Here is a 21,144-nt window from a genome sequence, read left to right as displayed (position 1 = left end):
TAAAAAAAACTTGCCGACTTGGCAAGTTTTCTCTATTTCTTTACGTTCTCTCATTCACTTTGTTTTTTTGCTTTTTCATATACCTCATACCATTCTGGATAGAATTTTTTAAATGAAACGGGCCGAAATGTATCCTGTTTTACTAGGATATTTGTTGTGCTTGCTGTAATGCACAGCTCTTCTTTTTCATTATACACTTCATAGCCATATACAACGCGAAGCGGGTTCAAGGCCTCAATCCACGTTTTCACGAGTGCCCGCTCCCCGTAGCGCATTGCCTTTCGATATGTAACCTGCAAATCTAATACAGGAGAAACAATGCCCTGCTTCTCCATTTCTACATAGGAAAGACCTAAGTCTTCAATAAGCTGCGTACGCCCAAGCTCTAGCCAAATGACGTAGTTCGCATGATACACAACGCCCATTTGATCTGTTTCTGCATAGCGAACTTCAACACGTTTTTCTGATATGTACAAGCTATATCCCTCCATGCTCTGTTAACGATACTAATCATAATACAAGATGTGGCAAAATAAAATAGAAGCGACGTATCTTTTTCCTTATAAAGGAGGGATTGTATGCTGCAAATTGTAACAGTGCAACGCGGTGATACTTTGTACAAAATAGCACAGCGTTATGGAACAACTGTCGAAACGATTACAAATGACAACGGTTTAAATCCTGCACAAGTGTTAGTCGTCGGGCAGGCGTTAATCGTCAATACACCCGGAAATGTATATTATGTTCAGCCTGGAGACAGCTTATATAAAATCGCTCTAACGCATAACACTACCATTAATGCATTGACAAATGCCAACAATATTTCTGCGAACGTGATGCTGCAAGTCGGACAGCGTTTATATATCCCAAGAGGCTCGAAACGAAACGCGGAATCTATTGCTTATCTGCAGCCAACGTCTATTCCCATTAGGGAAAGTCTCGTAACGGCTACAAGGGCCGCTTCTCCGTATCTCACATACTTAGCCTATTTTAGCTTTGAAGCAAAACGGGACGGAACACTCGTTGAGCCGACAAGCATCCCAACCGTTTTAGATGCTATTAGTGCGAATCGTGTAATCCCCATGCTCGTTGTGTCAAATCTAGAAAACGGCAATTTTAGTACGGAGTTAACAAGTGTGCTGCTCAATAATTCAGCTATTCAAAATAAACTGATTACAAACGTCCTGCGAATAGCGGAACAATACGGCATGCGAGATGTACACTTCGATTTTGAAGATGTGGCTGCAACTGACCGTGAAGCATACAATCAGTTTCTGCGAAATGTAAAAGCACGCTTACCACAAGGCTATACACTAAGTACCACGCTTGTTCCAAAAACCAGTTCGGCTCAAACCGGACGATATTATGAAGGGCTGGATTATAAAGCGCACGGAGAGATTGTCGATTTTGTAGTCATTATGACTTATGATTGGGGTTGGCAAGGGGGACCTCCGCAAGCTGTGTCACCAATTGGTCCAGTAAAACAGGTTATCCAATATGCAAAATCACAAATGCCAGCAAACAAAATTATGATGGGGCAAAATTTATACGGCTTTGACTGGCCGCTTCCATTTAAACCTGGCAATATGGCCAAAGCCGTCAGCTCCGTTGCCGCTGTTGCTTTAGCCAGAGCACACAATGCTGCCATCGCTTTTGATTACACCGCTCAGGCACCTCACTTTACCTATAGAAATGCACAAGGTGCACTGCATGAGGTATGGTTTGAAGATGCAAGATCCGTTCAGGCGAAGTTCAATTTAATAAAAGAACAGGGGATACGCGGGATTAGCTATTGGAAAATCGGCTTACCCTTCCCGCAAAACTGGCGTCTGCTTACTGAAAACTTCAATATTATCAAAAAAGGCTGATTATCTCAGCCTTTTTTTTATTCTCTTCCTTCACGATGGGCATACTCATCTTTAATTTCATCACGCATCGCAGCAATGCTGTCTAAACGACGTTGATTCTTTGCTTGAATCGCAGCGCGGTCCTTTTCATTTGAAAACTCAGCTGCTTCTTCTGCCTCATGCATATTATGAATTGTGTTTTGTACCATTTCCTGTAGCTTTTCTACGTTATCGCTTCGATCATCCGGGTTCGATTTATATTGCTTTGTCATGCTGCATTCCTCCTCATGTGTAAGATACAACGTTAGTTTGCTTTAATTACAAACGAATATGTATGGTAAAGAAAACTCATCGATTGGCGAGCCGTTAGGCGAAGACAGAGGCGTAGTGGCCCTTATACTGTATCCCTAAAATTTCCGACCACGTCGAATTCACTTCCAATTAAAAATATATACTTTCTTACAGTGTAAAGAAAACTCGCTGATTGACGAGCCGTTAGGCGAAAGCAGAAGCGTAGTTGCACTTATACTATATTCCTAAAATTTCCGACTACGTCGAATTCACCTCTAGCTGAAAATGTATACATTCTTACAGTGAAAACAGAATGGGAAAGTGAGAAAAAGGACGATTTCTCGTCCTTTTTCCTCACATATATCATTTCACAGGCAGCACCATTGCCTATGCTTAACCGTTATAATTATGAATAGCAACAGGCGTTTCTCCTGTTTTCGTTTGCATCTTCTTTCCTTTATTCCCATCAAAGCCCTTTGATTGCGTACCAATATGATCTGGCTGGAAGCGTTTAGTATCGTGTTTTTGATTGCCCATTGTTTATCCCTCCTCACACCAATAGTATGATTCCTAGCGTGAGAATTATACAAGGTGCTATTCCGCTTGTTCTAACCGACGTAGTTCTAAACGCTGTTCTAATCTCTCTTCAAGCTGCTCAATAGCTGCTTGATCACTCAATAGCTGCTGCTTATTTTCCATCACAAGTTCCTCAAATGTTTTTCTTCTATTTCGTCTCATATGCCCCATCCTTTCCAATTGTTGCTATTAGGTAGTATTGGCATAAGAAAGATTATTTCATACAAGTTGTAAGAAAATTTGTGTTTTTCACACGAGAAGCAGAATTACAAAAGTATTTTAAATGTTCCTCATTTTTTCGCCTTTTTTATATAAAGACAAAAGGAGCCCCTATAAAAACAGCTCCTTATTGTAATGCTTGTATTGTTTTTTCCATATACTCCCCTGTCATCGCACCGATAGATTTTTGGCGGATTACACCTTTTGTATCCACAAAATAAGATGTCGGCAGAACCATAATCCGATACGTATCACTTACTTCGGATGTGCTATCGAACAAAATAGGAAAGGTAACACCATATTGGGAAGCAAAGTTTTTCACCTTCTCCTTTGTCTCGCCTGTCGATAAAGCAGTAGCGTTTACCGCCAAAATTACAACATCCTCTTTATGCTTCTCGTAAAAAGTTTGCATTTCCGGCACTTCTTGTCTACATGGCGGACACCAAGTTGCCCAAAAATTTAAAATTACCTTTTTTCCTTTTAAATCTGACAGCTTGACTTTAGAGCCGTCGAGTGCATGCAGTTCAAAATCAGGTGCTTCCTTACCGATTTCCAATCCTTGATTGGCCAATGCTTCCTCTACCTGTGGCTGCTGAACGACTTCTTGCTTCTCCTCTTTCCAAAACTGGTTATAAAGCGCATAACCGGCAAGCACGGCAAGCAGACCAATGAGTATAACTTTACGCAGCATATGAACACTTCCTTAATTTAACAGTTTTTTCTCATTTAGCTTATACAAGCCTGTAAAGGAATATTCGCATAACTTTATACTGTAAGAAAGTATAAAGTTCCAACCGAAGGCCAATTCGACGTAGTAGGAGATTTTTGGAACACCGTGTAAGTGCAACTACGCCTCTGTCTTCGCCCAAGAGCAGGGCTCGCCAATCGGCGAGTTTTCTTTAATTAAAACACATCCCGGTGATTTTGGAAACAATTACAAATTCGGAACATATGCTTGCAAAGGTCCCATGTCAAGCGGACTTTGATCTAACATTACGTTAGACTTTCACCGTAATAACGTAATACAATTCAGCTAAAGTCGTAACAGTCCTTACATGTTACTCAAATCACGAGATGGTTTATCTGCTAGCTAGTTAAAAATATTTTCCCCCTATGTCTAGTACCAAGAGCTTTTTTTACATCTGCGAGATCATATTGAATTTGAGGTCTTGTTAAAATTAACTGTTTATCATGAATGAATTGGATAATCTGATGAAATGTTTCATGCCATTTTCGGACAGATACTTGTTGATTCCAATGACGTAAATGAAATATGTTTGTATGTACTTTTGTGCTATTCATAATTTCTGTCCAATTGACAGGTATTCCTGACAAAAGACCGATCGTTAAGAACGTTCCATTAGGGCTAACACAGTAGGCTAAATCTGTACCAGATCGGCCGCCAATAGAATCAATTGCGGCTTTTGCTCCACAGCCATTTGTTAATTCCATCACCGCATTATAGAGCAAGGTAGTCTCTGTATTAATTACATATGAAGCACCAAGTTGAATTAGTTCTTCAGTATAGTTGTCATTTCGCGTTACCGCAATCAAATGAAAGCCTAAAATACGAGATAATTGTGCAAAAATACGACCAATAGCAGATCCACATGCATTTACAATTAAAGTCTCTCCTGACTTTAACGCCAAGACCTCCGTACAAATAACCCATGCTGTAATAGGATTAATATAGAGCTGTGCTGCGGTATCATCTTCTAGGTAATCAGGAATTACCACGGCCAGTTCAGCTGAAGTTTTCACAAATTCCTGCCATGTGCCTTCTCCTCGTAATGGCAATACTCGTTTTCCGAGAAACCATTTAGAAACAGAAGGACCTACCTCTTCTACGGTCCCAACTCCTTCATACCCTGGAACACTCGGTAAAGAAATTCGATTGGAATACGCTCCTCGAATGGGAATTAAATCAGATGGGTTAATCGGCCGAGTTTTCATTCGTACTAGCACTTCACCAATACCCGGGTCGTTTACTTTTATATTTTCCACTTGTAAAACCTGCTCTGGGTCTCCAAATTCATAAAACCGAATGCTAGTTGCTTTCAACATAGATAATCTCCTTAGTTAAAAGAAAAAGCGTGTGATACATATTTGTACCCACGCTTTTTCTTTTAACACACATATTATATTCATACATCCAACCGCATAATCATGTAGAGTACCTTTGTAAAATACGTACACTTAACTTCGGCACTCAATAAACCTGCCTGTTTTTGTATTATTTTGTTACTTCAGATTCCTTTAGCTTTTCGCGAAGTACCATTTGCAGAATACCGCCGTGACGGTAGTAGTCGATCTCAACTTCAGAGTCGAAGCGAGCTACAACTTCAAATTCCTTCACGCTGCCTTTTGCGTCTGTTGCAGTTACTTTTACAACATCACGTGGTTTCACGTTTTTGTCAACATGAATTGTGAATGCTTCATCACCTGCAAGACCTAATGTTTCTGCGCTTTCCCCATCCTTGAATTGAAGTGGAAGAACGCCCATTAACACAAGGTTGCTGCGGTGGATACGCTCAAAGCTTTCAGCGATAGCCGCTTTAATACCTAAAAGATTTGGACCTTTTGCAGCCCAGTCACGGGAGCTTCCCATACCATAATCTTTGCCCGCAATAACAAGAAGACCTGTTCCATCTTCTTTATACTTCATTGCTGCATCGTAAATGGATGTCACTTCGCCAGTTGGCCAGTATGTTGTATAACCGCCTTCTGTGCCAGGCGCGATTTGGTTTTTGATCCGGATATTTGCGAACGTACCACGCATCATTACTTCATGGTTACCACGACGGGAACCGTAAGAGTTGAAGTCAACCGGTTGTACGCCCTTTTCTAGCAAGTAACGTCCCGCAGGCGTGTTTTTGCCGATAGAACCAGCTGGAGAAATATGGTCTGTCGTTACAGAATCACCAAATTTACAAACGACGCGAAGACTTGTTAATGGCTCTACTTCGCCTGGTTCAGCCGATAACCCTTCGAAGAACGGAGGATTTTGGATGTACGTGGACTCTGTATCCCATGTGTACAATGCTTCGTTAGATGTTTGGATTTCGTTCCAACGCTCATTGCTATCAAATACGCGCTCGTATTCTTTTTTGAACACTTCTGTTGTTACAACAGCTCCTACTACTGCTTCAATTTCTTCCGCAGTCGGCCAAATGTCAGCAAAGTATACGTTGTTGCCGTCTTTATCTGTTCCTAACACATCGTTGCGAAGGTCGATATCTACTGTACCTGCAATTGCATACGCAACTACAAGCGGCGGAGATGCTAAGTAGTTTGCTTTTACAAGCGGGTGAATACGGCCTTCAAAGTTACGGTTACCAGAAAGCACCGATGTTACTAGCAAATCGCTATCCGCAATTGCCTTTTCCAACTCAAGATCTAACGGACCGGAGTTCCCGATACATGTTGTACATCCGTAACCTACTGTGTTGAAGCCTAATTGATCCAAATAAGGAGTTAAGCCGGATTTATTCAAGTATTCTGTAACAACTTTAGAACCAGGAGCTAAGGATGTTTTCACGTAAGCAGGTACGCTTAATCCTTTTTCAATTGCTTTCTTCGCTACAAGACCTGCACCAATGAGCACGTATGGGTTAGATGTGTTCGTACAGCTTGTAATCGCCGCAATTGCGATTGCACCTGTTTTCATTGTTACTTCTTCGCTCTCTACAGTTGCTGTCAATTGCTTGTCAAACTCCGCTTCTGTAAAGCCGAATCCTTGGTTTCCAACAGGAGCTGTTACCGCCTTGCGGAATGCTGCCTGCATATCAGAAAGAAGGATTAAGTCTTGCGGACGTTTTGGCCCAGACAAGCTTGGCTCGATTGCAGAAAGGTCGATTTCTACAAGGTCTGTGTAGATTGGGTCTTCGCTACCAGCTGTGAAGAACAATCCGTTCGCTTTGCAATATTCTTCTACAACGCGTACTTGCTCTTCTTCTCTGCCTGTTAGACGAAGGTAGTTCAAGGAAGCTTCATCGATTGGGAAGAAACCACAGGTTGCACCGTACTCAGGAGCCATGTTCGCCACTGTCGCACGATCAGCAAGAGGCATGCTTGAAAGACCAGGTCCGAAGAATTCTACGAACTTGCCTACTACACCTTTTGCACGCAATACTTGTGTAACCTTTAACGCAACGTCTGTTGCTGTTACACCACTTGGCAGCGATCCTGTTAATTTCACACCGATTACTTCAGGAACTGGGAAGTAAGAAGGTTGTCCTAGCATTCCAGCTTCCGCTTCGATACCGCCTACGCCCCATCCCAGAACGCCGATACCGTTGATCATTGTTGTATGAGAGTCTGTACCTACTAAAGAGTCTGGATATGCAACAAGTGCACCGTCTACTTCCTGCACGTGAACGACAGGAGCCAAATACTCAAGGTTAACTTGGTGGACAATACCAGTTGCCGGCGGAACCGCACGGTAGTTATCGAACGATTTTTGCGCCCAGCTTAAGAATTTGTAACGCTCTTCATTTCGTTTGAACTCTAGGTCCATGTTGAATTGAAGCGAGTCTTCTGTACCCGCCTTGTCTACTTGCACGGAGTGGTCAATAACAAGATCAACCGTAATCTCCGGATTAATTTTATCAGGATCTCCACCTAAATCTGCCATAGCTTTACGCAAGGAAGCTAAATCTACAACAGCCGGTACACCTGTGAAGTCTTGCAAAATAACGCGAGAAGGCTTAAATGGAACATCGATGTCTTTCACATCGGCTGTACCCCATTTTGCTAAATTTTCTACATGCTCATTTTTAATAACGCGGCCGTCTACTTGACGAAGAACGGACTCGAGCAATACTTTAATGGAATAAGGTAAACGAGAGATTTTGCCAATCCCTGCGTCCTCAAGCGCATTTAAACGATAGTATTGATACGTTTTGCCGTTCACTTCAAAAGAAGTACGTGCGTGGAATGGATCGTGTTTCACCATTTATGTTTCCCCCCTGTTAAACGTAAACAAGCTGAATTTTCTAAATACGGAGTTTATGCAAACTCTTTCAAAGGCTTACGATACTATCTTATTACAACTTGGAACATAAGTAAATAATAAGAAACTTATAGTTTGCAATAAGTATTCGTTATAAACAATCATTCATACATGCATATTGTTTTCTTAATGTAGAACAAACATGCATCAATATAACCAAACATAATGGCATCCTCTTTTTCGGCTCGAATAGACAGCAAGCGTCTATCAAATACTAGGTGCAACGGAGGTGATATACAATGGCAAAACGAAAAGCGAATCATATCATTCCTGGAATGAATGCGGCATCCGCACAAGGAATAGGTACAGGCTATAACGAAGAGTTTTCCAATGAACCGCTGACAGCTGCGCAGCGTCAAAACAACAAAAAGCGAAAAAAGAATCAGTAAAGAAAACTCGCCAATTAACGAGCCGTTAGGCGAAAACAGAGGCACAGTTGTACTCACACTGTATTCCTAAAATTTCCGGCTATGTTGAAGGACTTCTAGCCGGAACTTTATATCTTCCTACAGTGTAAACATAAAACCCGCCAATATAGGCGGGTTTTTCCTTAGCTAAAGCTATCCTGTCCATCTACATCTTGCATAATCTTGCGCAAATCCTGTTCATATTTTTGCAATTGATCATACTGCGTTTCTGTTGCGCTTTCTAACGCATTTTGAATTTGCTCATATGCCTCGCCCACCTCTTTGCGAAGATGCTTTAGCTGGCTTGCATAATCCGGGTCATTTGCCACGATGCTGCTTGCGATATTTACTGCTTCCTTTGTTCCTTGCTGCGCTGCTTGAAACGCCTGCTGCTCGTCTTTATTGTACGGCATAAAAAATCCCCTTTCTTGTCACTCTTTTCCTCTATATATTTCGTAGCTTCCCGCTAAAACATACAGGTATATTTACACAAAATTCTCTCATCCTAATAGGGAAGGAGGGATATTTCATGGAACGAAACAGCGCAAAATCCATTCGTCGCAACTCACCGAAGGACGCACAACCATCGAGCGGTCAACCGGAACCAATGAGCGGCTCTCATAAAGTAAAAAACCGTAACCATACACGTCAAAAACATAACACCCATCACGATCAATAAGTTATATGAAGCCCGCCTTCAGCGGGCTTTCTAACTCGAAAAACAAGCCTAATGTTTCGTTTCCATATTTCTCCATCAATTGTTCAATTATTCAAATACAATCCTTTTTTCTTTGTTTACATATTCCCTCATTCGGCCACATAATGTGATATTGATATACAATTCTGCGCTTTATATCACCTATCTATCCTCCCGCTGTATATCATGTATCAAGAATCAGAATAACGGAGGGTTTCGCGCCATGTGTGCAAAGAAAAAAAAGGACTGCTTTTTTCAAGTCGAAGGATTTGAACAGTGGATGGACCAATTTTTCGCAGATCCTTACGCTAGCTTTTATTATCCAGAAGGGCTTCGCATTGATTTATTTGAAACGGAACAAGAGTATATTTTGGAAGCCGATGTCCCGCCCAATGCTTGTCAAAACGATATTATGATCGAAAAGACAGAGAATGGACTGCGTATTCTCATCCAAACAAAAACAGGTCCTGCACTCCTGCGTGATATACAGCTGCCTGTGAATATCATGTACAAACGTATGAATGCTTCTTTTGAAAACGGTTTACTAGAAATCCATATTTCAAAAAATGAAATGGTTTCGGCAAAGGAGCATACGATTCATTTTTTGGATGAAGGGTGCAAATAGCCTCCTTCATCCGGAAAAGCTCTCCCTTGTGAAGTTAGGTTAAATAAGGATTGGCAAGGTTACGTATACTACCTTTATCTTGTATTACGAGAAGGGGTGTCATATGCAATACGCTTTAGCGATTCTTGCCGGTCTCATCGTTGGTGTAGTATTTTCGGCTATCAAACTTCCTCTTCCAGCTCCACCTACCTTAGTAGGAGTATTAGGAATTGTCGGCATCTATCTCGGGTATCGATTATATGAAGCAATTGTCGGCTTACTCTAGTACAAAGGACGCTCATTGGTTGAGCGCCCTCTATGCTTATGCCATTCTTCCGCTCTCATAAGTATGCAATCCAAACACTTATATAGCTGACTTGCCTTCCCTCCCGCAAGTAAAAACAGCATCTCCTTTAAAAATGAATATTCATGCTAAACTTTAAATTTTTATACTTTTCAAACTAGTTATACTTTCCAAAATAAACTGTTTTTCCACAAATGAGCCAAATACCTTTATAATTCACAATAAGATTGATAAAAAGGACGGTCTCATTGTATGCACAAGTTATTAGGGATTATTCTCGGTTCTGTACTCATCTCTTTTTCTTTTAACTGTTTTCTCATCCCGCATCATGTCCTTAGCAGCGGTATTAGCGGTATCGCAATTATTATCGGTATTTTGACACCGCTTAACACGGGACTCATCAACCTATTACTGAACATACCTATTTTAATTGCGGGCTACATAGGTCTTGGCAAGCGGTTTATTTGCTACACTGTTTTATCTGTTCTTGTGATTTCAGCGGGTTTATATTTCATCCCTGTGCAGGCCATTGCAACAGAGTCTCTTCTTTCCTCTCTGTTCGGCGGTGTCCTCACTGGTGCAGGGGTCGGACTTGTACTTAATTGTGCAGGCTCGACCGGAGGCTTTGACATTGTGGGCATGCTCTTCTCCAGGAAGAAGGAGATACAGCTTGGCGGATTTTTGATTGTATTAAATGCGGTAGTAATTCTTATTTCTGGATTTTTCTTTAATTGGGACTCTGCCTTAAACAGTCTGCTTTCTATCTATGTAACAGGAAAAGTCATTGATGCCATCCACACGAAGCATAAAAAGCTTACGCTTATGATCATAACGAACAAAGCAGAGGAAATGAAGCAAAGCCTGCTTTCTAGCATTGTGCGCGGCATTACGCTTCTAGAAGGTGAAGGAGCTTATTCGAGCGAAAAAAAGCGCGTACTCATGACGGTTATTGCAAAAGAGGAGCTTGTAAATATTAAAGCATTAATTGCTGAAGCAGATCCGCATGCATTTGTAAATATTACCGAAACCGTAGAAGTACTCGGACTATTCCGAAGAGGTTGAACATGATGAAATGCTTGTAATGCGAGAAAGCATACAAAAATATATCTATTTCTAAAGAAAACTCGCCGATTGGCGAGCCGTTAGGCGAAGACAGAGGCGTAGTCCTACTTATACTTTATTCCTAAAATTTCTCGCTACGTCGAATTGGCATCTAGCTAGAAATTTATACTTTCTTAAAGTGTAATTTAAAAACACCCCCGCTTATGAGCTGTGCTCCTAAGCAGGGGTGTTTTCAGCTATAATCGCTCCAAAACAAAACTCATGACGATATGTGCAGCAATTCTGCTCGTCATATCTCGAAAATCAATCGTTGGATCAATCTCTACAATATCTACAGCTCCGACAAGAGGTTCTTTTCCAAGCAATGCCGCTGCCTCAAGCAGCTCCCGGCTATGCAGCCCCCCAGGACCGATGGCAGGACACCCAGGCGCACAAGCTTGATCCAGTACATCCATATCAATAGAAACGTATATGCTGTCTACACGGGTACGCAGCTTTTCAATACTCTCCTGTACAATGTCCGTTACCGCCCGGTTCCCTACCTGCTTCATCGTGTAAACGGTTACTCCTTTTGCAAGAGCATATGCATGATATGCCTTGGCATTTGAAAAATTGCGGATGCCAATTTGGATTATATTCTCCCCTTCTACCACGCCATGTTCAAGCAGATTCCGAAACGGTGTACCATTGGATGGTCCGCCGTCCTCCATATTTCGCAAATCATGATGCGCATCAAATTGAATAACGCCAACCCTCCCTCTTCCCTTTGCAAATCCGCTAATGCTAGGGAAGCTAATAGAATGGTCGCCTCCAAGGATAATCGGTATCGCTTTTTCATACCGTTCTGTTAATAAAGAAACGGCATGCTCTATTCGTTTATGGTTCTCCAGTATGTTTGTAACATGCATCTCTATATCCCCGCAATCTAATAGTACGCTGTCTGCAGCATCCTTTTCATCCTCTATGTGATACGTTGTATATAATCCTAGCATGCGTCGAATCGCATGCGGAGCAAAGGACGCGCCAGAATGACTGATGGATGACTTCGATAATGGGACTCCAAGAATAACAGGGCCTATGAGCGCTTCTGCTCCATCCCAATCCTTGAGAATGTCATTCCATCTTGTTACTTCACGATCAGAAAATGCGGCATGCTTTTTTACGTATGGAATGCGCAAGCTTCCTCACCTCGCTGATAGACGACTTTTCCATGTTTCCAAACGGTTCCAGCATGATTCACGCCAAAATGATACGGAATGTACGCATAATGATACGCATCCCAAAGAACAGCATCAGCAAATCGTCCGACTCGAATTTGTCCTGCCAAGCTTCCTCGGTGAATTGCATGTGCCGCATTTACCGTTACAGCATTCCAAATTTCCTCTGGTGTCATCTTCAGCTTCAGGAGCGCAAGGCTCATAATCAGCTGTATATTTTCTGTTGGGCAGCTGCCTGGGTTAAAGTCTGTGGCAAGTGCAACAGCTGCACCTGCTGTAATCAGGCTGCGTGCCTTGGCATAACGATCCTTATTTAAATAAAATGTGGTGCCGGGTAAAAGGACCGCAATCGTATCAGAAGCGGCAAGCATTTCGATACCTTTCTCGGAAGCACCGCACAAATGATCAGCCGAGGCTGCCCCAAGCTTTACAGCTGCCTCTGTTCCACCAATCGAATGAATTTCGTCCGCGTGCATCTTTACATGGAAGCCAAACTGTTTAGCCTTTTGCAAATAGGCCTTTGCTTCCTCTACCGTAAACACACCCGTTTCACAAAAAATGTCAACAAATTCAGCCATTCCTTTTAGCTCCGGCAATATCTGAATCATCGATTGCAAAAATGCCGCCGCATTTCCCTCATATTCTTTCGGAAGTGCATGTGCACCTAAAAAGGTTGGGACAAGATCTATAGGGTGCTCCTGCTGAAGCATTTGTATCACCTGCAGCTGCTTCCACTCCGTTTTTCTATCTAAGCCGTAACCACTTTTTGCTTCCGCTGTTGTAACACCATAGGACAGCATCCGATCAAGATGTCCCTTCGCTTTCCTTTTCAGCTCCTCCACACCCAGCTGCTTTGTCGCTTGTACAGTGGAGTAGATGCCGCCGCCCCGCTTTAAAATCTCTAGGTATGATACGCCCTGCAGCTTTAACGAGATTTCATGCTCCCGAGAGCCGCCAAATACAACATGTGTATGAGGATCTATCAGACCTGGCGAAACAATCCTGCCCATGCAATCTACTACCTTCTCCGCTTTAAGCTGCTTCGCCTCTTCCATCGATCCAACAAAAGCAAATCTTCCATCTTTTATCCCTACTGCACCGTTCTCGATAAGGGGAAGCCTCCCCATTGCTTCCCCTTTTAACGGCTTCTCTCCATGATTCATCGTGAGCAGCTGCCCAATATTGATAAGCAATGTATCCAGCATGTTATTCCCCCATCATCGGAATGTTTATCCCATGTCTCTTTGCTGTTTGCTTAGCCAGATCATATCCTGCATCCACATGCCGCACGATTCCCATACCAGGATCAGATGTTAATACTCTTTCCAGACGTTTAGCGGCGGCCTCCGTGCCATCGGCCACAATCACTATCCCCGCATGTAAAGAATACCCCATTCCCACTCCTCCGCCATGATGAACAGATACCCAGCTCGCACCATTTACACTATTAATCATTGCATTTAAAATGGGCCAATCTGCCACAGCGTCACTTCCATCCTTCATCCCTTCTGTTTCTCGATTCGGCGAAGCAACAGAACCGCAATCTAGATGATCGCGACCAATCACGATTGGAGCAGATAGCTCTCCCTTTGCAACCATTTCATTGATGATTTGACCAAACCTTGCCCGTTCTCCGTAGCCTAGCCAGCAAATACGAGCTGGTAAGCCTTGAAACGCAACCTTTTGACGAGCTTCCCTAATCCAGCTGCATAAACGATGGTTGTCAGAAAACTCACGTAAAATTACTTCATCTGTTTTATAAATGTCCGCAGGATCTCCCGATAAAGCAACCCAACGAAACGGTCCCTTTCCTTCACAAAATAGCGGCCGAATGAACGCTGGCACAAAGCCCGGAAAATCAAATGCATGCTCCACCCCTTCATCATACGCTATCTGTCGAATATTATTGCCGTAGTCAAATACAACCGCCCCCCGCTTTTGCAGCTCGAGCATCGCCCCTACATGATGCGCCATGCTTTTTTTCGCAAGTGAGATATAAGCCGATGGTTGCTCGCTTCGCAGTGATTCTCCCTTCTCTAACGACATACCTGCTGGCAAATAGCCATGCAGCGGATCATGAGCCGATGTTTGATCAGTCACCAAATCAGGGGTAAATCCCCTCTTCACAAGTTCAGGGAGTACATCTGCCGCATTTCCTAATAGCGCAATCGATAACGGCTTCTGTTTTTCCTTATATTGCCTTGCAAGAGCAATCGCTTCATCTAAAGAAGCTGTCATCCTGTCACAATATTTCGTTTGAATCCGCCGCTTAATGCGCTGTGGATCAACTTCAATAGCGATTACAACACCGCCATTCATTGTCACTGCAAGCGGCTGTGCTCCTCCCATTCCCCCAAGCCCTGATGTTACTGTAATCGTCCCCTTGAGCGTTCCTTGAAAATGCTGCCGTGCTGCCTCTGCAAATGTTTCATACGTTCCTTGTAAAATACCTTGTGTTCCGATATAAATCCAGCTTCCTGCCGTCATCTGTCCGTACATCATGAGACCTTGTTTCTCTAGGTCACGAAAATGCTCCCACGTCGCCCATTTGGGAACGAGATTGGAATTTGCAAGCAATACACGAGGCGCATCTGCGTGGGAGCGGAATATAGCAACCGGTTTTCCAGATTGAACAAGCAGCGTCTCATCTTCTTCCAGTTGCTTCAACGATTCAACAATCGCGTGAAAGCTCTCCCAATTGCGAACCGCTTTTCCGATTCCGCCGTATACAACTAGCTCCTCTGGTCTTTCAGCAACCTCTGGGTCTAGATTATTCAGCAGCATACGCAAGGCAGCCTCCTGCACCCATCCCTTCGTCTGCAATGTTGTTCCGCGCGGTGCCCGAATATGTTTCATCATACGATCTCCCTCTTTTCTGCTTGTAGCCACTTCGCCACATTCTCTATGTCATAAGAAAATATGCGATCCTTGACAATAGGCGGGACAATCTTTCGGCCTTCTTTATATAGCTCCCTCGTCTTCGCACTCATATGTTCCACCCCCCGATACTGCACAGCCTGCATAGCGCAGATTAGTTCGATGGCTAATACACGCCGGACATTCATTGTAATTTGATAAGCGTGACGAGCACCGATTGTCCCCATGCTCACATGATCTTCTTGATTCGCGGAGGAGGGGATTGAGTCAACGCTTGCCGGATGGGCGAGCGTTTTATTTTCTGACACGAGGGAAGCTGCAACATATTGCAAAATCATCACTCCAGATTGCAGTCCAGGCTGCGGACTCAGAAACGGCGGTAAATCATTCAGCTGTGGATTCACAAGACGTTCAATACGCCGTTCGGAAATATTAGCAAGCTCCGCCATCGCAATGCTTAAAAAATCTAGAGCAAACGCAATCGGCTGCCCATGAAAGTTACCGCCGGAAAGCACTTTATCACCGTCCGCAAACAAAAGCGGATTGTCAGTTGCCGCATTCATTTCAATCTCCAGCTTTTCTTTTACATAACCAAGCACCTGCCACGTCGCACCATGCACCTGTGGAATGCAGCGAAGGGAGTACGCATCCTGTACACGCAGGTCTCCTTGATTTGTAACGAGCTTGCTGCCCGTCAAGATCAGCCGCATTCGCTGCGCTACACGAGTCTGCTCAGGGTAGCCTCTAGCTAAGTGTATGCTCTCATCAAACGCATCTATGATTCCCCTTAAGCCTTCCAGCGTCATAGCCGCAATATATTCTGACTGATAGGCCAGCACTTCGCCTTCTAGATACGTAACGACTCCCATCGCTGTCATCGCCTGTGTACCATTAATGAGCGCAAGTCCTTCCTTTGCCTGTAAAACAATTGGCTGCAGCCCTTCTTTAGCAAGCACCTTCGCTGTACGCTGCCGCTTTCCTTTATAAAACACCTCTCCCTCACCAATCAACACGAGCGCAAGATGAGAAAGGGGCGCCAAATCTCCACTTGCGCCAAGAGAACCTTGCTGCGGAATAACAGGATGAATACGGCGGTTGACGAGCTCAAGCAGCAGCAAAATAACGTCAGGCCGCACCCCCGAGTATCCTTTTAATAATGTATTGGCGCGCAGCACAAGCATAGTGCGCGCCACTTCTTCGGGAAACGGCTCTCCCACTCCGCACGCATGTGATTGAATTAAATATTGCTGCAACCGCTGTGTATCCTCCTTTCCAATCAATACATCGCTAAACTTGCCAAATCCAGTCGTAATCCCATACACAATCTTCTCATCAGCAACGATCTCTTCAACCACTTTGCGGCATCTCCGAACGCGCTCCATACTTTGCGGGCAGGCTGCAGCAGCTTCCCCCTTATACAAAATGCAGCGCATCTGTTCCATCGTAAGAGACTCCCCTGTTAATACAATCATCCTCGCTCACCTCTTTTAGGCAAAAAGGGGCCTTGTCATGCAGGATTACACCACCCCGCATGACAAGGCCCCCTTCTATTCTCATAAACTATGGGCTATTATATATGATTAATCCCAAGTCCGATTGCCTCATGCTCAGAACCTCGAACCGGTGCACCAATTGTGCCGTAAAGTGCAACAGCAAGCCAATCTCCTTCTTGTTTGCGATCGTACGGATTGCCTCGCACAATCGCAAATCGAAGCCCAACGGTACGGAGCACATCTCCTAACTGTACTTGCCCTCTTGTTACTCCGTACAGCGCTTCCATAATCGCATGATACAACGCATGTGTTTCTCGATATACATCTGTTTCTATAATATGCGAACTTTTAGCGACAGTTTCCATAGCAGCAACAATTTTTTGCGAATTCATAGACCCGACCTTGCCCGTGCAATACCGCCATCCATTTGGAAGCGGAGTAGTTAACGTTTCTCCTGCATCTGCCAGTGCAAAAAACATAGCAATGCGGCCGATTCGATTGCTTTCTTGCAGCATAATACCACCCCTTTTTCTTTGCATATGCGGCATATACATCCTGTATACCAATTAAGACAAGACTTGTTAACAGCAGCCCCCGTCTTGCCTTTATACAGGTGCCAACTTTATAATAAAGTTAGCAATCTATGAAAATTTTTTAGTCATACAAAGGGGGATGTGCGTTGCTTACAGGGTGGTTCAGCTGGTTCATCGTCATGTGGACAGTTATTTTATTAAGTCTTATGTCAATCGGCGGATATTTTATGTTTCGAAAGTTTTTGAAACGGCTGCCAAAGGAAGACGGCAAATCCATTTTAGACTGGGAATACTACTATATTGAACAAACTCGGCATATGTGGGGAGAGGAGCAAAAAACATTGCTAGAGGAACTCGTCAGTCCCGTTCCAGAGTTGTTCCGTGATGTGGCACGCTCGAAAATCGCCGGAAAAATCGGAGAGCTCGCTTTGCAGGAAAAGGCTGTAAGCATTACACAAGACCTCATTATTAAAGGCTATATTCTTGCTACTCCAAAACGCGACCATAAGTTTTTAGTACAAACACTTAAGAAAAAGCAAATTGATTATTCTCCCTTTCAAGCATTGCTGTTTAAATGAAAAAACCTCAGTTATCCGACTGAGGTTTTTTACGTGAGCTTTCTATCTTCATCAAATTGCAAAGGGTTCGTCTTTTTCAGCTCTGCCTCTATCGTTTTGTACGAACGATACATCGCAACCCGCCATGATATAATCATAGAGAAGGCAAGAAGGAAAAACATGCCGCTTAGCTGTCCAAAATCAATTGTTTGACTTAAATATGTTTTAAATGCAATCCGCACAATGAGCAAGCCGAGCAAAATACCTGCAAACGCCTTAGAACGCTGCAAATAAATCTCGTTCCCGCGCACTTCAAACTTGGAGGTTTTAATAAGAAAAATAGAGAAAAATAAGCCAACCGCTATAGATTCTGCCATTTCTGCAGGCGTAATTCGAAACTCAGGAACAACATACATCAATGCCCCTGTGCTCATGAAAATAGGGGGTAAAATAATCTTTTTTAAGGATGCAGGCTTTTTTGCCGCTTTAAACCGGACGAACATCACACCTATTCCCATTAAAACAGCCACAATGCTCGATAGAAGTATTGAATTCATCCCTCATCATCCTTTTTCTGGAAATTTAATCCTATTCTAGCTATTATAGCACCATAGCCATGTAAAGAAAACTCGCCGATTGGCAAGCCCTGCCCTTAGGCGAAAACAGAGGCGTAGTTGCACTTACACTGTATTCCTAAAACTTCCGACTGCGTCGAATCTACTTCTAGCCGGAAATTTATATTTTCTTACAGTGTTAAAAACCTTTAAAGCCACCGAATACATCGACAAAAAATATAGTAATTCCTGTCATAGCGTCAAAATATAACAGCACACCCATAAGCACCATTACATAGCCGCCCACCTTAACAAGTCTTGCACTATACTTTTTAATCCATGTCATTCTCGTAATAAAGAACGACAAAACGAAAAATGGTATTGCAAATCCTAGGACATAGGCTATCATATACAGCAGCGCTGACTCTGGATTCGTAGCTGATAATGCTATCACCGATACTAAAATCGGACCTGTACAAGGCGTCCATCCTGCCGCAAATGCAATTCCAATCACTACAGAACCAAAATAGCCGGATGGCCGATTTTGAAAGATGAACTTCCGATCCCGCATCAAAAATTCCGGCTTGAATACACCAACAATAACAAGTCCAAACAAAACGATAAAAATAGCACCTAGCTGTCGAATTAAGTTTTGATAATCCATAAAGAACTTTCCAACCAACGAGGTTCCGAAACCAATGGCAATGAAAATAATAGAAAATCCGAGAAGAAAACATGCTGTATGCAGCATCCCCCGCTTTTGCAGCATCCCTTGCTCCTCTTTCAGCTCCGATACAGACATTCCCGTTATATAGGATAAAAAGGCCGGATACAACGGTAAACAGCACGGAGATATAAAGGATAAAAATCCCGCACCAAACGCCAACAATACATTTATATCCTGCATAAGCTCTCCCTTCCGCTCGTCCTCTCCTCTTGCAGCAAACCATTCCTTGCAGCTTAATAAAAAGAAATATACCTGTCTTATGTACGTATGTTCCCTACTTTTTCATTATACACAATTTTTAAGCAAAATAAAGAAAACTCACCGATTGGCGAGCCCTGCCCCCCCCGGGCGAAGACAGAGGCGAAGTTTCCTAAAAACCCCTTCTATGTCGAATTCGCTCCTAGCTGGAAATTTATACTTTTTACAGCGGAACAGATATACTTAAGTCTTTCTTTATAGTAAGAAGGAATAGGCTCAAAAATGGAGAATACTAGAAAATATTCTTTTTACGAGAGGAATGATAAGATATGATTTTCTCGTATTCCGTCCAATATATGTTTAGGCAAGGACCTCGCACGATTCAGGAAGAATTAACTGTCTTTGCATCGTCTGAAATTCACGCGATTCAAAAGGTTGCAGATGAGGTAACGCGCCGCTTCGGCTCTCCTCCATCTCTGCACATTCACACTGTACACAATCAATCCCCTATACTCACACAGCAAACGATTCCTTATCTATAATACCTCATCAAGAGCTACCACATAACCTACATTGATCTGATTATTTTCTCAACATAATGCTTTGTATTTGCAGCTCCGATTGAATTAAAGCAGACAAAGCAATGATTTTTACATTTCTTAGCTTCACCTAACCAGCAGCCGCTCTCTCAGGAGCGGCTGCTTCTATAGAACGTTTTATATCAAAATCCTCATACATAAAACGAAAAGACACTCCAAGTTCGAGTGTCTTGTCCGCTTTATTTCGTTTGTTTGCTCATAGCCTGCATCATTTGATTGATTTTCTTTTGAGACGGCTTTTGTCCCATTTGCATCATCATCATTTTTAACATTTGTTCGTTAATAGGCGGGTTTTTTTTCAAATAGTCCATCATATATTTACGAGCGATGAAAAATCCTAGCGCTACGCCTGCCGCTAATGCAAGAATGCCCACTAGAACAACGACCCAAACTGACATACGGTTTCCTCCTTCATGTTGTCTACATTACAGTGTACTAGAACGTCTTAAAGAAGACAAGATTTGTACGTCATATTTTTTCATACTTATACGTATTTTCTTTCTTGCTTAATTGGATTTAGCCAGCCACACTGTTCTGCGGTATATTCCATAGCAAGAAACGTTATTTCGTTCTTTCTTAGTATTTCAAAAAATATCATTTCTACTTCTAAATTGCCTACGGATTCAAGTATGGCATATTGTGGCTTAATGGTAAGTGTCCCGCACACATCCCCGCTTGCTGAAGAAAGGGTGTGAACATTCACAGCTCTTTTATACAAGTGGCTTGACAAAAGCGACTGCTCGACACGATGGTGCAGCTTTAGCTGCGGCAGCGGTTTCGTAATGTATTGGATTTGTTTATATAACATTTTCTTATCTGATAAGGAACGAGCGCGAGTAAACCGGACAAACAGATCAAATAACAAATGTTCCCTTCCGAAGTACGACTTGGCAATATCATCACGAATTAAATACAAATGATATACTTTCATCTTCTTTCCCCCTCGCATGAGACAAGCCCCTTTTTTACGATTATATAAAAGCATGCACAAAAGAAGTGTCTTACCATGGAGAAAGAAAGGACTATTTCTGTCGAAAGAACTGTTTTTCATAGGCTACATTAGTTTCCCCTTAAAATTCAGCCTTCTTAATCAGAGTATGCAGATTTTATTAATGTGAGGTGTTTTTTAATACTCGGTTGTATTCATGCGAAAAATCGTCATACATTTCTTTGCCGAAGTCATCAGAAATTCATTTTTCTTTTGCGTTATGGAATAACCTTTTGTGTTCCTTTCAGTTTTATAAATAACGAATTGCTTTCCTTAAAATATTATATGCTATTTTCGCAAAGATTGTTTTTCCTGACCAACTACTAAAGACCGAAAAAAAAATCTCCCCATAGCGGAGAGATTTTTTTCTAAAAATTACAATG

The 21,144-nt window shown here is 42.7% G+C and carries 25 protein-coding genes; 8 read left to right on the top strand and 17 right to left on the bottom strand.

Translation table 11 applies throughout. The features are described 5' to 3' along the window. Positions 1-50 precede the first annotated feature (50 nt). Positions 51-476, bottom strand: coding sequence for an acyl-CoA thioesterase (locus AAHB12_RS29100; protein WP_129729642.1), 426 nt, complete (start codon positions 474-476; stop codon positions 51-53). A 102-nt stretch (positions 477-578) separates the two neighbouring features. Between AAHB12_RS29100 and AAHB12_RS29095 the strand changes: the two genes are divergently transcribed. Further along, positions 579-1,868 (top strand): LysM peptidoglycan-binding domain-containing protein, encoded by a 1,290-nt coding sequence (locus tag AAHB12_RS29095; RefSeq protein WP_342048617.1) that lies wholly within the window; start codon positions 579-581, stop codon positions 1,866-1,868. 17 nt (positions 1,869-1,885) lie between these two features. Here the strand turns inward: AAHB12_RS29095 and tlp are convergent, their stop codons facing one another. The 6 genes from tlp to acnA form a co-directional block, all read right to left on the bottom strand. Beyond that, complete coding sequence (gene tlp / locus AAHB12_RS29090) at positions 1,886-2,119, bottom strand: small acid-soluble spore protein Tlp (RefSeq protein ID WP_129729646.1); 234 nt, start codon at positions 2,117-2,119, stop codon at positions 1,886-1,888. Between the two features lie 412 nt (positions 2,120-2,531). Next, positions 2,532-2,675 carry an acid-soluble spore protein N gene (gene sspN / locus AAHB12_RS29085; RefSeq protein WP_129729647.1) on the bottom strand — a complete coding sequence of 48 codons (144 nt, stop codon included), beginning with the start codon at positions 2,673-2,675 and terminating at the stop codon, positions 2,532-2,534. A 57-nt stretch (positions 2,676-2,732) separates the two neighbouring features. Next, the gene (locus tag AAHB12_RS29080) at positions 2,733-2,876 is read right to left on the bottom strand and encodes an FbpB family small basic protein (protein WP_129729650.1); all 144 of its coding nucleotides are present in this window, start codon (positions 2,874-2,876) and stop codon (positions 2,733-2,735) included. Positions 2,877-3,060: 184 nt separating this feature from the next. Beyond that, positions 3,061-3,624: a redoxin domain-containing protein gene (locus AAHB12_RS29075; protein ID WP_342048616.1), complete on the bottom strand. Its 564-nt coding sequence runs from the start codon at positions 3,622-3,624 to the stop codon at positions 3,061-3,063. Between the two features lie 395 nt (positions 3,625-4,019). After that, the gene (locus tag AAHB12_RS29070) at positions 4,020-4,994 is read right to left on the bottom strand and encodes a zinc-dependent alcohol dehydrogenase family protein (protein ID WP_342048619.1); all 975 of its coding nucleotides are present in this window, start codon (positions 4,992-4,994) and stop codon (positions 4,020-4,022) included. Positions 4,995-5,166: 172 nt separating this feature from the next. Next, positions 5,167-7,887 (bottom strand): aconitate hydratase AcnA, encoded by a 2,721-nt coding sequence (gene acnA / locus AAHB12_RS29065; RefSeq protein ID WP_342048615.1) that lies wholly within the window; start codon positions 7,885-7,887, stop codon positions 5,167-5,169. A gap of 296 nt (positions 7,888-8,183) precedes the next feature. Here acnA and sspO point away from each other — a divergent pair, with 296 nt between their 5' ends. After that, complete coding sequence (gene sspO, locus AAHB12_RS29060) at positions 8,184-8,333, top strand: small acid-soluble spore protein O (RefSeq protein WP_129729656.1); 150 nt, start codon at positions 8,184-8,186, stop codon at positions 8,331-8,333. A 161-nt stretch (positions 8,334-8,494) separates the two neighbouring features. Here sspO and AAHB12_RS29055 read toward each other — a convergent pair whose 3' ends face one another. Beyond that, positions 8,495-8,764, bottom strand: a complete 270-nt coding sequence (locus AAHB12_RS29055) for a hypothetical protein (protein ID WP_342048614.1) — start codon at positions 8,762-8,764, stop codon at positions 8,495-8,497. A 116-nt stretch (positions 8,765-8,880) separates the two neighbouring features. On the opposite strand from AAHB12_RS29055, the gene AAHB12_RS29050 reads away from it, so the two are divergent. The 4 genes from AAHB12_RS29050 to AAHB12_RS29035 all read left to right on the top strand — a co-directional run bounded on the left by AAHB12_RS29050 (position 8,881) and on the right by AAHB12_RS29035 (position 11,018). After that, on the top strand, positions 8,881-9,030 hold the full coding sequence (locus AAHB12_RS29050; RefSeq protein ID WP_129729660.1) for a small acid-soluble spore protein P: 150 nt from the start codon (positions 8,881-8,883) through the stop codon (positions 9,028-9,030). Positions 9,031-9,271: 241 nt separating this feature from the next. Next, on the top strand, positions 9,272-9,673 hold the full coding sequence (locus tag AAHB12_RS29045) for an Hsp20/alpha crystallin family protein (RefSeq protein WP_342048613.1): 402 nt from the start codon (positions 9,272-9,274) through the stop codon (positions 9,671-9,673). Positions 9,674-9,776: 103 nt separating this feature from the next. Next, positions 9,777-9,938, top strand: a complete 162-nt coding sequence (locus AAHB12_RS29040) for a XapX domain-containing protein (protein WP_342048612.1) — start codon at positions 9,777-9,779, stop codon at positions 9,936-9,938. A 270-nt stretch (positions 9,939-10,208) separates the two neighbouring features. Further along, on the top strand, positions 10,209-11,018 hold the full coding sequence (locus AAHB12_RS29035; protein WP_129729666.1) for a YitT family protein: 810 nt from the start codon (positions 10,209-10,211) through the stop codon (positions 11,016-11,018). Between the two features lie 236 nt (positions 11,019-11,254). Here AAHB12_RS29035 and hutG read toward each other — a convergent pair whose 3' ends face one another. The 5 genes from hutG to hutP form a co-directional block, all read right to left on the bottom strand. After that, positions 11,255-12,196 (bottom strand): formimidoylglutamase, encoded by a 942-nt coding sequence (hutG, locus tag AAHB12_RS29030; protein WP_342048611.1) that lies wholly within the window; start codon positions 12,194-12,196, stop codon positions 11,255-11,257. Continuing rightward, complete coding sequence (gene hutI, locus AAHB12_RS29025) at positions 12,178-13,440, bottom strand: imidazolonepropionase (protein WP_342048610.1); 1,263 nt, start codon at positions 13,438-13,440, stop codon at positions 12,178-12,180. The genes hutG and hutI overlap by 19 nt, the downstream gene beginning before the upstream one ends. Before the next feature lies 1 nt (position 13,441). Next, positions 13,442-15,094 carry a urocanate hydratase gene (gene hutU, locus AAHB12_RS29020; protein ID WP_342048609.1) on the bottom strand — a complete coding sequence of 551 codons (1,653 nt, stop codon included), beginning with the start codon at positions 15,092-15,094 and terminating at the stop codon, positions 13,442-13,444. Continuing rightward, positions 15,091-16,584: a histidine ammonia-lyase gene (gene hutH / locus AAHB12_RS29015; RefSeq protein ID WP_342048608.1), complete on the bottom strand. Its 1,494-nt coding sequence runs from the start codon at positions 16,582-16,584 to the stop codon at positions 15,091-15,093. Before hutH ends, hutU begins: the two co-directional genes overlap by 4 nt. 98 nt (positions 16,585-16,682) lie before the next feature. Next, the gene (hutP, locus tag AAHB12_RS29010; protein WP_446715632.1) at positions 16,683-17,120 is read right to left on the bottom strand and encodes a hut operon transcriptional regulator HutP; all 438 of its coding nucleotides are present in this window, start codon (positions 17,118-17,120) and stop codon (positions 16,683-16,685) included. Positions 17,121-17,284: 164 nt separating this feature from the next. Here hutP and AAHB12_RS29005 point away from each other — a divergent pair, with 164 nt between their 5' ends. Continuing rightward, on the top strand, positions 17,285-17,716 hold the full coding sequence (locus AAHB12_RS29005) for a DUF2621 domain-containing protein (RefSeq protein ID WP_342048607.1): 432 nt from the start codon (positions 17,285-17,287) through the stop codon (positions 17,714-17,716). Between the two features lie 29 nt (positions 17,717-17,745). Here the strand turns inward: AAHB12_RS29005 and AAHB12_RS29000 are convergent, their stop codons facing one another. After that, on the bottom strand, positions 17,746-18,252 hold the full coding sequence (locus AAHB12_RS29000) for a CcdC family protein (RefSeq protein WP_342048606.1): 507 nt from the start codon (positions 18,250-18,252) through the stop codon (positions 17,746-17,748). Between the two features lie 196 nt (positions 18,253-18,448). Further along, positions 18,449-19,156, bottom strand: coding sequence for a cytochrome c biogenesis CcdA family protein (locus AAHB12_RS28995; protein ID WP_129729692.1), 708 nt, complete (start codon positions 19,154-19,156; stop codon positions 18,449-18,451). Between the two features lie 347 nt (positions 19,157-19,503). Between AAHB12_RS28995 and AAHB12_RS28990 the strand changes: the two genes are divergently transcribed. Continuing rightward, positions 19,504-19,716 carry a hypothetical protein gene (locus AAHB12_RS28990; protein ID WP_129729694.1) on the top strand — a complete coding sequence of 71 codons (213 nt, stop codon included), beginning with the start codon at positions 19,504-19,506 and terminating at the stop codon, positions 19,714-19,716. Positions 19,717-19,952: 236 nt separating this feature from the next. On the opposite strand, the gene AAHB12_RS28985 is transcribed toward AAHB12_RS28990, so the two are convergent. Both AAHB12_RS28985 and sirA read right to left on the bottom strand, forming a co-directional pair. Next, positions 19,953-20,171: a YneF family protein gene (locus tag AAHB12_RS28985; RefSeq protein WP_129729696.1), complete on the bottom strand. Its 219-nt coding sequence runs from the start codon at positions 20,169-20,171 to the stop codon at positions 19,953-19,955. Positions 20,172-20,257: 86 nt separating this feature from the next. After that, positions 20,258-20,704, bottom strand: coding sequence for a sporulation inhibitor of replication protein SirA (sirA, locus tag AAHB12_RS28980; protein WP_342048605.1), 447 nt, complete (start codon positions 20,702-20,704; stop codon positions 20,258-20,260). Positions 20,705-21,144: the final 440 nt, after the last annotated feature.

The organism is Bacillus sp. OTU530, from assembly GCF_038440375.1.
The sequence above is the reverse complement of the archived record's forward strand: the minus strand, read 5'-3'. Positions and strand labels throughout refer to the sequence as shown.

What these genes read in the sequence shown, in the direction of transcription:
- AAHB12_RS29095 (WP_342048617.1), top strand. Translation starts at nt 579, where the DNA reads ATGCTGCAAATTGTAACAGTGCAACGCGGTGATACTTTGTACAAAATA.
- tlp (WP_129729646.1), bottom strand. Translation starts at nt 2,119, where the DNA reads ATGACAAAGCAATATAAATCGAACCCGGATGATCGAAGCGATAACGTA.
- sspN (WP_129729647.1), bottom strand. Translation starts at nt 2,675, where the DNA reads ATGGGCAATCAAAAACACGATACTAAACGCTTCCAGCCAGATCATATT.
- AAHB12_RS29080 (WP_129729650.1), bottom strand. Translation starts at nt 2,876, where the DNA reads ATGAGACGAAATAGAAGAAAAACATTTGAGGAACTTGTGATGGAAAAT.
- AAHB12_RS29075 (WP_342048616.1), bottom strand. Translation starts at nt 3,624, where the DNA reads ATGCTGCGTAAAGTTATACTCATTGGTCTGCTTGCCGTGCTTGCCGGT.
- acnA (WP_342048615.1), bottom strand. Translation starts at nt 7,887, where the DNA reads ATGGTGAAACACGATCCATTCCACGCACGTACTTCTTTTGAAGTGAAC.
- sspO (WP_129729656.1), top strand. Translation starts at nt 8,184, where the DNA reads ATGGCAAAACGAAAAGCGAATCATATCATTCCTGGAATGAATGCGGCA.
- AAHB12_RS29055 (WP_342048614.1), bottom strand. Translation starts at nt 8,764, where the DNA reads ATGCCGTACAATAAAGACGAGCAGCAGGCGTTTCAAGCAGCGCAGCAA.
- AAHB12_RS29050 (WP_129729660.1), top strand. Translation starts at nt 8,881, where the DNA reads ATGGAACGAAACAGCGCAAAATCCATTCGTCGCAACTCACCGAAGGAC.
- AAHB12_RS29045 (WP_342048613.1), top strand. Translation starts at nt 9,272, where the DNA reads ATGTGTGCAAAGAAAAAAAAGGACTGCTTTTTTCAAGTCGAAGGATTT.
- AAHB12_RS29040 (WP_342048612.1), top strand. Translation starts at nt 9,777, where the DNA reads ATGCAATACGCTTTAGCGATTCTTGCCGGTCTCATCGTTGGTGTAGTA.
- AAHB12_RS29035 (WP_129729666.1), top strand. Translation starts at nt 10,209, where the DNA reads ATGCACAAGTTATTAGGGATTATTCTCGGTTCTGTACTCATCTCTTTT.
- hutI (WP_342048610.1), bottom strand. Translation starts at nt 13,440, where the DNA reads ATGCTGGATACATTGCTTATCAATATTGGGCAGCTGCTCACGATGAAT.
- hutU (WP_342048609.1), bottom strand. Translation starts at nt 15,094, where the DNA reads ATGATGAAACATATTCGGGCACCGCGCGGAACAACATTGCAGACGAAG.
- hutH (WP_342048608.1), bottom strand. Translation starts at nt 16,584, where the DNA reads ATGATTGTATTAACAGGGGAGTCTCTTACGATGGAACAGATGCGCTGC.
- hutP (WP_446715632.1), bottom strand. Translation starts at nt 17,120, where the DNA reads ATGCTGCAAGAAAGCAATCGAATCGGCCGCATTGCTATGTTTTTTGCA.
- AAHB12_RS29000 (WP_342048606.1), bottom strand. Translation starts at nt 18,252, where the DNA reads ATGAATTCAATACTTCTATCGAGCATTGTGGCTGTTTTAATGGGAATA.
- AAHB12_RS28995 (WP_129729692.1), bottom strand. Translation starts at nt 19,156, where the DNA reads ATGCAGGATATAAATGTATTGTTGGCGTTTGGTGCGGGATTTTTATCC.
- AAHB12_RS28990 (WP_129729694.1), top strand. Translation starts at nt 19,504, where the DNA reads ATGATTTTCTCGTATTCCGTCCAATATATGTTTAGGCAAGGACCTCGC.
- AAHB12_RS28985 (WP_129729696.1), bottom strand. Translation starts at nt 20,171, where the DNA reads ATGTCAGTTTGGGTCGTTGTTCTAGTGGGCATTCTTGCATTAGCGGCA.
- sirA (WP_342048605.1), bottom strand. Translation starts at nt 20,704, where the DNA reads ATGAAAGTATATCATTTGTATTTAATTCGTGATGATATTGCCAAGTCG.